We start from the raw sequence: 13,920 nt of genomic DNA, 5'->3' as shown, positions 1-13,920 counted from the left end.
GTAGGGGCTGATTTAGCGACGGAACGTACCTTCGACGTCCTCTGTCGGCAAGATATTGATCCAAACGGATGGGTCTGCATCTTTACAAATCCGTGTGATTTCACGAACCTCGTGTCGTTGTGCGACCATCATGAGCGTTGCTTTCTCGACTTTCGAGTACGTGCCGATTGCCGGCATGAGCGTGATGCCACGGAACACATGTTGATGCAATTCTTTCGTCACTTCATCTGGATGGTTCGTCACGATGAAGAGCGTCTGACGCTGCGTATTCGTGTAAATCTCATCGATGACTTTTGATGTCACATACAAGAAGACGATTGTATAGAGCGCTGTCGGCCATCCAAACAAGGCACCCGCTGCGAGCGCGATCATCATGTTCATCAAGAAGAGGTAGACACCGACCGAGTTGTTCGTGAATTTCGCAAGAATCAACGCGACAATGTCAAAGCCTCCCGTCGAGGCACCGTACCGAATCGTAATCCCCGATCCGATCGCCAAAAGCACACCGCCGAACACGGCGTTCAATAACGGGTCGTCCGAGAGGAGCTGCGATTGCGGAAGCATACGAATGAACAAAGTAACCGAGGCGACACTGACAAGCGTATGGATCATCATATTCCGCCCGAGCATAAAATAACTAACGACGAGCAGTGGTGCGTTCAGAATAAAGAACCAGAGCCCTTCCCCTAGTTCAAACGGTGTACCAGCTAGTAGTTCTGTCAAGATTTGGGCAAGGCCCGTAAATCCTGTCGAATAGACGCCGGCTGGAATTAAAAATAATGTCATGGATAAGGCAACGAACAATCCTCCGATGATCGAGACAACCCCGATTCGTGTATGTTCTTTAACGGCTTCCGTCAAGCTTCAACTCCCCTTTCTCAAAATAGCTAAGAATCAAGATAACATAGATTATTCATGCTGCATACAGCAAATATGCAGGAAATCCGATAAGTTTTTCATAAAAAAACAAGCCGACCGAGGTCGGCTTGTTCGTATGAAGCAATTGGTCACGCTTTCACTGTTTCAATTGTAATCGATTCATTCGCAGGAACCGTTACTGCATTTCCATACACGTGAAGCGTTACATCTGTACCACCTGTTTGTTGGATTGTCACTTGTTCACGTGATGATGTGACCGTCAAGTGATGGCCACGCCAGAGCATGTTGAACGAGTAGCCGTTCCAGTCCTTCGGAATCATCGGGCTGAACGAGAGGTGATCCCCTTGGATGCGCATACCCGCGAAACCATGAACGATGGACATCCATGAGCCGACCATCGACGTGATGTGCAGCCCGTCTTCTGTATCATTGTTGTAGTTGTCGAGGTCAAGACGTGCTGAACGTTGATACAATTCAACCGCTTTGTCCTCATACCCGACTTCTGCCGCAATGATTGAATAGACACATGGTGACAAGCTCGACTCATGAACCGTGCGTGGCTCATAGAAATCGAAGTTCGCACGTTTCTGTTCAAGCGTGAAGCGATCACCGAACGTGTAGAGTCCTTGAAGGACGTCCGCTTGTTTGATGAAGTTTGAGCGAAGGATGCGATCCCACGACCAGTTTTGGTTAAGTGGAAGATGTTTCGGATCGAGGTCCTTCACCAAGATCTGCTCTTTATCCATGAAGCCATCCTGTTGCATGAAGACATCTGGCACGAGGTCATCTTTTGGATAGTACATCTTCGTTTGGATATCTGCCCACTTCGCAAGTTCAGCGTCTGTGATGCCAAGTGTCGACACGAGCTCTTCGAGACGTGCAGGTTCTGCTTCTTTCAAGTAGTTATACACTTCTTGCGTGTACTCGAGCGTCCACGCGGCGATCAAGTTCGTGTACCAGTTGTTGTTGACATTGTTGTCGTATTCGTTCGGACCTGTGACGCCTAGGATCATATACACGTCTTTGTGTGGCACAAAGTTGACGCGGCTAGCCCAGTAACGCGAGATCTCGACCAATACTTCAAGTCCGTATTGTCCAAGGTAAGACTTATCGCCTGTGAAGTTCGTGTAGTTGAAGATTGCATGGGCGATCGCACCGTTCCGGTGAATCTCTTCATGCGTGATTTCCCACTCGTTATGGCACTCTTCCCCGTTCATCGTGACCATCGGATAAAGCGCGCCTTCCATACCGACATTCTTCACAGCGTTCTCTTTTGCTTGTGGCAGTTGGTTGTGACGATATTTGAGCAAGTTCCATGAGACTTCTGGTTTGGCAGTCGCCAAGTAGAAGTGGAGGCAATAGGCTTCCGTATCCCAATACGTCGCACCGCCGTACTTCTCACCTGTGAACCCTTTCGGTCCGATGTTGAGACGCGAATCTTCACCTGTATACGTTTGATACATGTTGAAGATGTTGAAACGGATTCCTTGTTGCGCTTCGATATCTCCATCGATTCGAACGTCCGCATCTTCCCAGCGTGCGAGCCACGCTTCCGTCTGTTCAGCGAGAAGCGTCTCAAAGCCTTTTTCAAACGCCGTTTCGACTTGTTTCATCCCTGCAGATTGAAGGTCCTCAATCGCATGGTCGCGGTTTGTCACGACAGATACATATTTATAAGCTGTCGACGTCTCGCCAGCAGTCACATTGACCGTGAATTTATTCGCCACGAAGAGGTCTGTCGCTTCGAGCACTTCACAACGAGCGCCTTCAACGTCCGCAATCATCGATGCCGTGACGTGCCAATCGAGTTTTTTCGTCTTCGTCGTCACGAAACCGAAGCGTTCTTCAATGCCACGGTCGACCGGGAGCCAGAACTTCTCATCGTAGTTCGAATCTTCGTTCTCGACATCGCCGTCTAAGTATGGCGTGAACTCGATTTTCGCTTCGTAGTTTACCGGTGTGACGTTGTAACGAATCGCTAATACTTCTTTATCAACGATTGAGAAGAAACGGACGACTTCTACTTTTGTCTCTTCTGTCCCGTTCATCAATGAGAACGTCCGTGTGAGCACACCACGCTGCATATCCAATTCGCGTGTAAAGTCTTTCACGTCCCATTTCGCCAAATCGACAGGTGTTCCATTGATCGCGACGCGTAGACCGATGACGTTTGTCGCATTCAATACTTTGGCAAAGTATTCAGGATATCCATTCTTCCACCAACCGACACGTGTTTTGTCCGGGTAATAGACGCCCGCCACATAGAATCCTTGGTGCGTATCATTCGAGTAATCTTCCTCGAAATTTCCTCGCATTCCCATGTGCCCGTTTCCGAGCGATGTGATCGATTCAGCAAGACGGTTTTCTTTCGGGTGAAGACCTTCTTCTGTTACTTTCCATTCATCGACTGCAAACAATCGTTTCATCTGTCTGCCACTCCTTTTTCTCTACAAGGCTACCTTCGATGGACAACAAGTTCGTGCAACCGTTTGTCTATGAAAGCGCTGTATTTAATCTCACCTTTCATTTTACACAACTGAAGAGAGAATGCAATCGTTTGCATAAAACTTTTTCTTTCTTTTTTTGTCACATTATTTAGAGAAAAAAGACTGCCTCTCGCGGAGACAGTCTTAATGGGTCATCCCTTTTGATTTTCTTCATCCTCACCGAACGCCGCATTCGCTTCATGGCCTTCGAATAGAGCGCTCCGACCATCATTGAACCCCGTATCAGGTTCATCGATGACGAGCACATATCCGCCTTGTTTCAATTGTGCATGTGCTTGCCCTACCTCATCATCTGAGATGCCTAGATCGTGTAGCGCCTGTTTCATATCTTTGCCCTGACTTGTATCGTCCTGAAGGTTGTCTAACCACGACGCGTCACCGTTCTCCACGTTGACGTTCGTCTCATGTTTGAGCACGTGGACAGCGTCTTCCTGTTCAGTTACGATATATAATTCTCCCTCATCGTAGCCATTTTCATTCAGTTCGTTCATTTTAGAAAGCAGGCTCTCTTTCGTATCGTATGTTCCGACAAATCGTTTTTCACTCATCTCAATCCATCCTTTCAATTTCAATCCGTTCGTGAGAAATGTTCCCCACTTCAGGCGACTTCAATCAACAGGATATGCAAAAGACGACCTCGCTCCTCGCGAGATCGTCTAGACGATTAAGAATTTGATTCGAGCGTTTCCACTTTGCTCTTTTTTTGTCCACATGATTGGCGGACGACCAAATAGTGTGGAACGATGACACGTTTTCCGTATGGTGGGGCATTATCGCTAATTTGTTCAATCAAGCAATTTGTCGCCTCAAAGCCAAGACCGAAAATGTTGATCTCGACCGAAGTGAGCGGCGGGTTTGAGTGTTCGGCGATATAGACGTTATTGAAACTGACGACAGCCACATCTTCAGGAATCTTGAGTCCCATTTCGCTGAGTGTACTGATGACCCCGAGTGCCATCATGTCATCACTGACGACGACAGCTGTCGGTGGCTCTTCATTTTGAAGCAGTTCACGGACGGCTTTTGCGCCACCCTTCGTCATGAACTCGGCTCGTGCGATATAGTCCTCACATACCGGGATGCCCGCTTCCATGAGAGCCGTCGCGTATCCGTTCCGGCGGTCTTGTGTCACGGCGAGTTTGTCCGATCCTCCAATGAAGGCGATACGTCGGTGACCTAGATTATAGAGGTGCTTCGTCACTTCGCGTCCGGCCAAATAGTTGTCCGTATCGACGTACGTAATCGAAGAAGCGTCCCCGAACGGCTTCCCGACCACGACGAACGGAAACTTCGTCTGACGTAGATATTGGACGACTTGGTCGTCTTCACGTGAATAGAGGACGATGACACCGTCGACACGACGTCCCTGTACCATCTCGATCACACCCGACAATACCTCTTCTTCTGTCACACCGGTCGTCATATAGAGTGAATAACCGTTTTGGTGCGCCTTCGTACTGATTCCTCGCAACACTTCTGGGAAGAATGGGTTTTGGAGCGTCTTTGTTGCCGCACTCGGCATGACGAGACCAATCGACTGTGTCGAGCGGTTGGCAAGACTTCTCGCATGAATGTTTGGATGGTAACCGAGCTCCTCCATCGAGCTTCTGACCCGTTCTTTTGTTTTCTGACTGATTCTTGAGCTGTTGGCGATGACGCGAGATACCGTCGACGGCGCGACGTTTGCGTGTTTCGCAACATCTTTAATTGTGATTTGCATGGTGTTCCCCCCTGCTTCCGTGATTTCAATTCGTGCCTTTCGGCGTGTCATATCTTTATTTGCGGCGCTTCCACATGACCAAACCTGTCAAGAAAATCGGAATCGTGATGACAAGTAAGCCCATCATCCACGGATTTACCGATGACTCCTCAACAATGTAAGCGTTCGCACTTTCGCCAGATAGTTCAATTGTAAACGTTCCGCGTTGATCTGTGACCAGTTGTGAGAATAATAGACCGCGAAGTCTTGTATCTTCCCCGATTTCACTGACCTCGATCTCAATCTCTCGATCCTCACTGTTCATGTTGATCGCATATAACGCGACGTCATCTCCGTCTTTCCGTTCGAAGACGGCCATTCCATCCTCCGATGCAATCATACGCTGTTCACCTGTTGCAAAAACAGGATACTCTTCACGCATGCGGTTCATCGTCGCGACGTATTCGTGTAACTCCTCATTTCCCGGGAATTCAGTCATGACACGGTTCGCCGGATCGGCTCCACCTGTCTGTGCATTTTCTGTCCCTTGGAAGACAATCGGCATACCCGGTGACGCATAGAGCGCAAACAATCCGAGGCGTAACCGTCGTTCCGCCGATTCCACGCCACCGAGTTCGGCCATATGCATGAACCGTTCGACATCATGGTTATCGAGGAACGTCGCCATCTGATTCGGGTCGTTAAAGAACGTTTCGGCATAGCTTGCGGCAACATCGATCTCATCGACGTTCGCCTGCTGTTGCGTCATTGTTTTTGATACCCGGTCGTAGAATGTAAAGTTCGTGATGCTGTTGAACCCGAGGTCGTCATACTGCGCGACGTATTGCGGGTCCGGGTCAAATACTTCAGCGAGTAAGTAAAAGTCTGGGTCGACCGACCGAACACCTTCAACAAAGTCTTTCCAGAACGCCTTATCGACGTGACGGACCGTGTCGAGGCGATAGCCATCGATATCCGTCTCTTCGATCCAGTACTTTGCCGCGTCAATCAAATACGATTTGACTTCCGGGTCTTCTGTCTTAAAGTCCGGCAAATCGAATAACCAGTGTGTCTCGACCTGCTCCTGGTCTTTCCAGAACACGATCGGTAGCTGTTCGTGGAACCATTCCGGTTTTTCTTCCACCCATGGATGGTTCGGGCCGACGTGGTTGACGACGAAGTCGAGAATGACTTTCATGTCTCGTTTGTGTGCTTCCTCGACAAGTTCTTGTAAATCTTCTTTCGTCCCGAATTGCGGGTCGATGTTATAAAAATCCTTAATCCAATACCCGTGATAGCCGTCCGGCATATTTTCAAAAACGGGTGTCAACCAAATCGATGTGAAGCCGAGTGACTCGATATAATCGAGCTTTTCGATAACCCCACGGATGTCTCCGCCATGAAACGCTTTCGGATCATCTTTGTCGACTTGTTCATTGTTGTCCGGATTTCCGTCAACAAATCGGTCGACCATAATAAAATACATGCGTTCTTGTTCCCAAGTAGCAGCTTCCTTTGCACCGACAACGGTCGGAAACAAAAGAAGCGACAGGAGCACGAGCACGACGCCTCGCCTCATATCGCTTCCTCCTTTTACGAGTATTATCCTTTCGTACCACCCGCTGTAAGGCCAGAAACGAAGTAGCGTTGGAACATGAAGAACAAGATGACGATCGGAAGGGCTGAAAGAACCGCACCCGCCGCGAATAACGTGAAGTTGTTATCGAACTGTTTCGAAATCATGTTGTAAAGACCAACTGCCAATGTTTGTTTCTCTGGTGAACGAAGGACGAGCGATGCCAAGATAAAGTCGTTGAATGGTCCCATGAAGTTAAAGAGAGCAATCGTTGCGACAATCGGCTTCGCAAGTGGCAAGATGATTTGCCAGAAGATTCGGAGGTGACCTGCACCATCCATGCGGGCAGCTTCGTCAAGTTCTTTTGGAATCGTGTCGAAGTACCCTTTCGCCAAGTACGTGTTCATCGGAATCGCACCGCCTGCGTAGAGCAAGATGAGCGCTGTATGTGTGTCAAGCAGACCTAGCATGTTGAGCAATACATAAATCGCGATGATCGCAACGAACTGTGGCACCATTTGAAGGACGAGGAACAAGACGAGCGAGTTCTTCCGTCCGACGAAACGATAGCGTGAGAAGACGTAACCAGTAATCGTCACCAAGACGACCGAGAGCGCCATCGTGATGAAAGCGATTTTCAACGTGTTCACATACCATAAACTATAATCCGAAATCGTTAAGTCAAACAAGTTTTTATAGTGAATAAACGTCGGGTTAGATGGAATAATCGTTGACGTAATCGTACGCCCCGGGTTGAACGATGTACCGACAACCCAAAGCATCGGATAGAGAATGATGATCGACGCAAGCGTCAAGATGACATACGAGATCGCCAAATTGATTCGTTTTTGTTTTTTCATATCAGATCATATCCTCGTCTTTGAAAGATTTTGTCCGACGGAACTGGATCACGGCAAGTGTCATGATGAAGAATGACAAGATGAGTGTGATCGCAGCCGCAAGTCCGTATTGCGGGTTGGCACCGAGAGACAATTTGTAAATCCAAGAAATCAAGATGTCGGTACCGCCGGCCGTTTGTCCAGGTACAGCAGGGCCACCGCCATTAAAGAGATAGATGATGTTGAAGTTGTTGAAGTTGAACGTGAACTGCGTGATCAAGATCGGTGCAGTTGCGAACAAGAGCATCGGTAATGTGATCAAGCGGAACTTATCAAAGATGGTTGCTCCATCAATCGTCGCCGCTTCATATAAGTCACCAGGAATCGACTGAAGGACCCCTGTCATGAGCGTCATGATGAACGGGAAGCCGAGCCACCATTGAATGAGAACGAGTGCTGTTCGTGTCGCCGTCGGATCGGTCATCCAGTTGACTGGGTCAAGACCGAGTGCCGGCAAGATTGTCGTATTGAATACCCCGAACGATTCGTTGAACATCGAACGGAAGATCAAGATCGTGATGAATGCTGGAACTGCCCAAGAAAGAATCAAGATTGAGCGGAACAAGCGACGGAAACGAAGACCTTCTTGGTTCAAGAGTACCGCAAGGAAGATCCCGATTGCGATAACACCTGTCGTTGAAGCGACCGTCCAGACAAGCGTCCAGCCGAGTACCCCGACGAACGTGTCACGGAAGATATCGATTTCAAAAATACGCGTGAAGTTCTCGAATCCGACCCATTCGACGAGTTTCGCTGGTGGTGCGTTGTTATAGCGATAGTTCGTGAAGGCGATCAAGAACGTAAAGATCAATGGAAGAATAACTGTAAACACTAACAAAATGAGTGATGGGATTAACATTAAGTATGGGAATCCATGGTCACGCAAGTTGCGAAGTTGCATTTGGAACGATGGAAGGTTTAGATGCTGATCACGAGCGCGACCGACACGATAGGCGTCACGAATGTTCCAAACATAGAACGCGATTCCGAAGAAAAGTAAAATTAACGCGACAATCCCCTCGACCATCAAGAAGATGGAGTGGTCGTTACGAGGTCCTGGCACTTCACCAAGCGTGATCAATCCCCAAAGTCCTCCACGGTCACCTGGTCCGGCGCCCGCCCCTTTGAAAAATAGATCATAGTTTACGGCAAAATAAGATACGACGACGATAAAGAACGCTACCGCCTTCGCGTATTGTTTGTTATATAACTGTCCGAGTCCCGGAATGATGGAAAGTAATCCCGCGTTCCGAGCATGGTTTGTAGGCTTGTCCGGGCGTTGGTCCGGTGTTTTAGGGTTCGCAATTGCAGCCATCCTCAGTTTCTCCTTTCGATTTGAGCAAATCAATCAAGCAAACGTTTGCTCAATGTTAGAAAATGAGGGGGAACGCCATGTGGCGCACCCCGTCATTTCAATTCCTTATTGGTTGTTTGCTTGGATTTGTTGCTCGATGACTTTCACTGCATCGTCTGCAGATTTTTGTGCATCTTGTTTACCAGTCGCTACAAGCTGAAGTGCTTGTGCCATTGGCTCCCAAACTTGTCCCATTTCAGGAATGTTCGGCATTGGAACTGCGTTTGTCGCTTGATCGAATACCGCTTTCGCAACTTCGTTCGACGTGATTGTCTCGTTCGACTCGAGTGCTGCTACTGGTGGGATCTCGTTGTATGCTTCAAACATTGCCAATGCGTTTTCTTCATTCGTTAACTCTTGAAGGAACATTTCAGCCCACTCTTGGTTTTCTGTGTAAGCTGAAAGGGCATATGTTTTCACACCCATGAACGTCTTGATTGGCTCACCGTTCGGAAGTGTTGGCATTGGAGCTGCTCCGAGGTTCACGCCTGCATCTGTGTAACCAGCTACAGCCCATGGTCCGTTCATGACTGAATGTGCTTTCTTCTCAGTGAAGAGTTGGTCCATCGCTTGGCCGCCAGACTCACCGATCAATCCTTTAGGGAAGAGGCCTTCTTCGTACCATTTACCGATGTATTCGAATCCTTCAACTGCTTCTGCGTTGTTCAAACCGATGTCAGCTGGGTCGAGTGCGCCACCGTCTTCTTTGAACACGTATCCGCCGAATCCAGCGACAACACCGTGTGCGAAGTAGAAGTTATCCCAAAGTGCGAGGAATCCATACTCCCCATCAGCTTTCACATCGTTTGACAACTTGTAGAGGTCGTCCATTGATGCTGGAGCTTCAGCCATCAAATCTTTGTTGTACATGAGAACTGGTGTCTCAACTGATTTTGGATATCCGTAAGCTTGACCATCGAACATGACAGCTGATTTCGCAGCGTCTGTGAATGCGTCAAGTGATCCTTCGTCAGCGATTGGAGCCAAGTGACCTTGGTCAGCGATTGTACCGATTTGGTCGTGCGGTACGAGAACGATGTCTGGACCTTTTCCAGCTGGACCGTCAAGCGCAAGCTTGTCTTTTTGGTCTGTCATCTGTACTTCGACGACTTCAACTTTTACGCCATGCTCTTCTTCGAACGCCTTCGCAACTTCTTTCGTTGTTTCAGACTTTTCGATGTCTTCCCAGATGACGATCTTTTCAGGTTTGTTCTCGCTTGAAGAACCACCTTCGTTAGAAGATCCGTTGTCTGTTCCGCCACCACATGCAGCAAGTGCACCGAATGCGAATACTGCTGTTGAAAGTCCTGCTACCATTTTTTTCATCTTCATGATGAAAAACCTCCCCAAGGAAATAGTATGGTCAGATTTGCGCAATCGCACGACCACGTCAATTTTAAAACTCCGCTACGAAATTGACACGGTAGTGAAAACGTTTGCATCCTCACCTCAATTTTTATTATACAGTTGTGAAAGCGTTTTACAAGTCTTTTTTTACACTTTTTTTACGTCTGTTGACCCATTTATGTAATTTATAAAATTTTGTTCTCAAATCTTCACTTTTTATGAGTTTCAGCAATTGACAAAATGTAAACGCTTTATTACCCTTTGCTTGAGCAAACGTTTTCGCAACACCTATTCTCTTTGATTCACAGTGTTGTAAAATGATGTCATCCCCTATAAAGAAAGGAATGTTTTCCTTATGATGAAAGAAGCGATTTATCATCGTGCCATGTCCCCGTTCGTTTACAAATATGACCGTGAGACGATCCACATCCGTTTTCACACGAAACGTGGAGATATTGAATCAGTCGATTTGATTTGGAACGACCCTTATGATTGGCATTCTGAAGACCCAGCCATGTGGAACTTTGACCCGGACAAGCCGAGCTACTGGCGTACATACGAGACTCCAATGGAGAAAATCGGTTTTGACGACGCCTATGACTACTGGTTCATCGCCATCAAGCCGCCGTTCCGTCGCCTGCGCTACGGATTCCGTTTGAATGATGGACAAGAGACAGCCGTCTATACCGAAAAAGGATGGTTCGAAGAAAAGCCACTTGATGATACGGGTTATTACTTCTGTGTCCCGTTCATCAATCCGATTGATATCTTCCACGCACCATCATGGGTGAAGGACACGGTTTGGTATCAAATCTTCCCGGATCGCTTCGCTAATGGAGATGCTTCACTTAATCCAGAAGAGACACTGCCATGGAACTCGACAGAGCCGACAATCACAAACTTCTTCGGTGGGGATTTCCAAGGAGTGATCGACCATATCGACCACTTGGTCGAACTCGGGATTACCGGAATCTATTTCTGCCCGATTTTTAAAGCGACGACGAACCACAAGTACGATACGCTCGACTATATGGAAATCGATCCACAGTTCGGGACAAAAGAGAAATTTAAAGAAATGGTCGACCTCTTGCACGAGAATGGCATCAAGGTCATGCTCGATGCCGTCTTCAACCATATCGGCTATCACCACCCATGGTTCCAAGATGTCGTCGAGAACGGTCCGTCTTCTGAGTATCGCGATTGGTTCTACCTCCGCGAGTTCCCAATCGTGACGGAGCCGAAGCCGAACTACGATACGTTCGCGTTCGAGAAGAATATGCCGAAGATCAATACGGAGCATCCAGAACTAAAAGCTTACTTATTAGATGTCGCCCGTTACTGGGTGGAAGAGTTCGGTATCGACGGATGGCGCCTAGACGTTGCCAACGAAGTCGACCATGCGTTCTGGCGTGACTTCCGAAAAGCCGTCAAGAAAGCGAACCCGGAAGCCTACATCCTCGGGGAAATTTGGCACGACGCGCAACCTTGGCTACAAGGCGACCAGTTCGATGCCGTCATGAACTATCCATTCACGAACGCGAGCTTGAACTATTTCGCACTCGATCGAACGACGGCTTCTGAGTTCCGCAACGAATTGACGCGCGTCGAGATGATGAACACAATGAACGTTAACGAAGTCACGTTTAACTTGATCGACTCACATGATACGCCACGCGCGTTGACGCGGGCGAAAGGTCATAAAGGCAAATTCAAGCTCTTGATGACATCCATGCTCACATATACAGGTAGCCCATGTATTTACTATGGGGATGAAATCGGACTCGAGGGAGAACAAGACCCGGGTTGCCGCCGCTGTATGCCGTGGGACGAAGCCGAAGAAGACCGTAACCTCTTCCGTTACATTCAAAAACTCATCCAGCTACGGAAAGACCATCCCGTACTCGCAAACGCCGGCTCGTATCGCTTCAACTTGGTCGACGACGCCAACAATGCCGTCATCATCGAGCGATGCACGAAAGATGAGACGTACTTGGTCTACTTCAATAACTCGGACTCCACTTCGAAACTAAGTCCGCTCGGTTATCGTGGCGCCGCCTACGACTTGTTACACGACCGCGATCTCGAATCACTCGACATCGAACTGGCACCATTTAGTGCAGCTATTCTGAAATTGAAATAATTTCGAAAATCACCTGATTTCTTCGGGTGATTTTTTTGTTGAAAATAATTTAGCAAATCCCTTTCTTTTTCATTTCATAAGGAGTAAGATGACCTTTGACATTTTTACAAAACAAATAGTTAACAGAAAGAATTATAGAGAAAAGGGAGAATACACTACATGCAGACGAAACAAACGGAACAGCTCACCCTGTTCAAACTGTCGTGGCCGATTTTCATCGAACTTGCCCTCCACATGGGAACCGGGATCATCGCCACATTGATGCTCGCACATTACTCAGACGCCGCCGCTTCGGCCGTCGGGGTTGCCAACCAAATCTTAAACGTGTTCTTGATTGTCTTCAGTGTGACGTCTGTCGGGGCGACCATTTTGATCGGTCAGGCCATCGGGGCTGGGCGCATGAAGAAGAGTCGTGACTTCGCCCGCTCCGCCGTCAGTTTGAATATGTGGCTCGGTGCAACCATGGTCGTCGTCATCTTCTTGTTCGGTGAAACGTTTTTGCGCCTATTCGGTCTATCGGATGAACTGTTTGCACACGGGCTGTTGTTCCTGCAAATCGTCGGCTTGTCGCTATTCACCGAAGCACTCATCATGGCGCTCAGCTCGATTCTACGAAGTCACGGTATGACGAAACATGCCATGCTCGCGACGCTTCTGATTGATATCATCACCGCTGCCGGTGCCATTTTCGCCGTTACCGGCTGGTTCGGACTTCCGGTCACTGGCGTTGCCGGTGTCGCTTGGGCTATCGTGATCGCACGATTCGCAGCCATGGTTCTATTGTTCTGGCTCGTCAAACGGAAGCTCATGATCCGCTTCCCGTTAAAAGAAGTGATTCGTCCGAAGAAGGACGACATCCAGTCGCTCCTTCAAATCGGTGTCCCTTCTGCCGGAGAGAACTTGTCTTATCAAGCATCACAGATCATCATCACCGGTTTCATCGCGACGATGGGAGAAGCTTCCCTCGCCGCACGAGTATACGTCATGAACTTGTCGATGCTCGCCTTCTTGTTCACCGTCGCCGTCGCGCAAGGGACACAGCTCTTGATTGCGCGAGATATCGGGGGCAAACGTTTCAAAGAGGCGTATCATCGCGCCGTCAAGACATTGAAGATCGCCATGTTCGCCTCGTTCGTCGCCTCTCTCGGATTGGCAGTATTCAGTGAGTCGCTACTCGGGCTCTTCACGTCAAACCCTGACATCATCGCGGTCGGAGTGCCAATCTTATGGGCAACGCTCATTTTAGAGCCAGGTCGCGCCATGAACATCGTCTTGATGGGATCGTTGAAGTCCGTTGGGGACGTCCGCTTCCCGGTCATGATTGGGATTGCCTCGATGTGGGGTGTCGCCGTGGCGTTCAGCTACTTGTTCGGTCTTCAAATGGGACTCGGCATCCTCGGGATTTGGCTCGCCTTCTCCCTCGATGAATGGTTCCGTGGATTCTTCGCGTTCCGTCGTTGGAAATACGGGACATGGCAACAAAAAGGATTCCAGTTCGAAGCAAAAACAACCACTTAAA

10 protein-coding genes are annotated in these 13,920 nt (G+C 48.5%); 2 read left to right on the top strand and 8 right to left on the bottom strand.

Features of this window, described 5'->3' with window-relative positions:
* Positions 1-12: 12 nt before the first annotated feature.
* The 8 genes from KNO99_RS09230 to KNO99_RS09195 all read right to left on the bottom strand — a co-directional run bounded on the left by KNO99_RS09230 (position 13) and on the right by KNO99_RS09195 (position 10,246).
* On the bottom strand, positions 13-861 hold the full coding sequence (locus tag KNO99_RS09230) for a YitT family protein (RefSeq protein ID WP_214747715.1): 849 nt from the start codon (positions 859-861) through the stop codon (positions 13-15).
* A 146-nt stretch (positions 862-1,007) separates the two neighbouring features.
* Positions 1,008-3,305, bottom strand: a complete 2,298-nt coding sequence (locus KNO99_RS09225; RefSeq protein ID WP_214747712.1) for a glycoside hydrolase family 65 protein — start codon at positions 3,303-3,305, stop codon at positions 1,008-1,010.
* Positions 3,306-3,517: 212 nt separating this feature from the next.
* Positions 3,518-3,934 (bottom strand): YflT domain-containing protein, encoded by a 417-nt coding sequence (locus KNO99_RS09220; RefSeq protein WP_214747709.1) that lies wholly within the window; start codon positions 3,932-3,934, stop codon positions 3,518-3,520.
* 116 nt (positions 3,935-4,050) lie between these two features.
* Entirely contained in the window at positions 4,051-5,106 is a 1,056-nt protein-coding gene (locus KNO99_RS09215; protein ID WP_214747706.1) for a LacI family DNA-binding transcriptional regulator, read from the bottom strand.
* A gap of 55 nt (positions 5,107-5,161) precedes the next feature.
* Positions 5,162-6,664 (bottom strand): alpha-amylase family glycosyl hydrolase, encoded by a 1,503-nt coding sequence (locus KNO99_RS09210; protein ID WP_214747703.1) that lies wholly within the window; start codon positions 6,662-6,664, stop codon positions 5,162-5,164.
* A 23-nt stretch (positions 6,665-6,687) separates the two neighbouring features.
* A complete protein-coding gene (locus KNO99_RS09205) occupies positions 6,688-7,521 on the bottom strand; it encodes a sugar ABC transporter permease (protein WP_214747700.1) in 834 nt (277 codons plus the stop codon).
* A gap of 1 nt (position 7,522) precedes the next feature.
* Positions 7,523-8,875: a sugar ABC transporter permease gene (locus KNO99_RS09200; RefSeq protein WP_074032667.1), complete on the bottom strand. Its 1,353-nt coding sequence runs from the start codon at positions 8,873-8,875 to the stop codon at positions 7,523-7,525.
* A 105-nt stretch (positions 8,876-8,980) separates the two neighbouring features.
* Complete coding sequence (locus KNO99_RS09195; RefSeq protein WP_214747697.1) at positions 8,981-10,246, bottom strand: extracellular solute-binding protein; 1,266 nt, start codon at positions 10,244-10,246, stop codon at positions 8,981-8,983.
* 370 nt (positions 10,247-10,616) lie between these two features.
* On the opposite strand from KNO99_RS09195, the gene KNO99_RS09190 reads away from it, so the two are divergent.
* Positions 10,617-12,401, top strand: coding sequence for a glycoside hydrolase family 13 protein (locus KNO99_RS09190; protein WP_214747694.1), 1,785 nt, complete (start codon positions 10,617-10,619; stop codon positions 12,399-12,401).
* A gap of 159 nt (positions 12,402-12,560) precedes the next feature.
* Positions 12,561-13,919: an MATE family efflux transporter gene (locus KNO99_RS09185; RefSeq protein ID WP_214747692.1), complete on the top strand. Its 1,359-nt coding sequence runs from the start codon at positions 12,561-12,563 to the stop codon at positions 13,917-13,919.
* Position 13,920 lies beyond the last annotated feature (1 nt).

This window comes from Exiguobacterium sp. s189, assembly GCF_018617615.1.
Taxonomy (GTDB): Bacteria; Bacillota; Bacilli; order Exiguobacteriales; family Exiguobacteriaceae; genus Exiguobacterium; species Exiguobacterium aestuarii_A.
Note: the sequence above shows the minus strand (reverse complement) of the source record. Positions and strands in the feature narration are given on the sequence as shown.

What these genes read in the sequence shown, in the direction of transcription:
- KNO99_RS09220 (WP_214747709.1), bottom strand. Translation starts at nt 3,934, where the DNA reads ATGAGTGAAAAACGATTTGTCGGAACATACGATACGAAAGAGAGCCTG.
- KNO99_RS09225 (WP_214747712.1), bottom strand. Translation starts at nt 3,305, where the DNA reads ATGAAACGATTGTTTGCAGTCGATGAATGGAAAGTAACAGAAGAAGGT.
- KNO99_RS09205 (WP_214747700.1), bottom strand. Translation starts at nt 7,521, where the DNA reads ATGAAAAAACAAAAACGAATCAATTTGGCGATCTCGTATGTCATCTTG.
- KNO99_RS09215 (WP_214747706.1), bottom strand. Translation starts at nt 5,106, where the DNA reads ATGCAAATCACAATTAAAGATGTTGCGAAACACGCAAACGTCGCGCCG.
- KNO99_RS09185 (WP_214747692.1), top strand. Translation starts at nt 12,561, where the DNA reads ATGCAGACGAAACAAACGGAACAGCTCACCCTGTTCAAACTGTCGTGG.
- KNO99_RS09210 (WP_214747703.1), bottom strand. Translation starts at nt 6,664, where the DNA reads ATGAGGCGAGGCGTCGTGCTCGTGCTCCTGTCGCTTCTTTTGTTTCCG.
- KNO99_RS09195 (WP_214747697.1), bottom strand. Translation starts at nt 10,246, where the DNA reads ATGAAGATGAAAAAAATGGTAGCAGGACTTTCAACAGCAGTATTCGCA.
- KNO99_RS09190 (WP_214747694.1), top strand. Translation starts at nt 10,617, where the DNA reads ATGATGAAAGAAGCGATTTATCATCGTGCCATGTCCCCGTTCGTTTAC.
- KNO99_RS09200 (WP_074032667.1), bottom strand. Translation starts at nt 8,875, where the DNA reads ATGGCTGCAATTGCGAACCCTAAAACACCGGACCAACGCCCGGACAAG.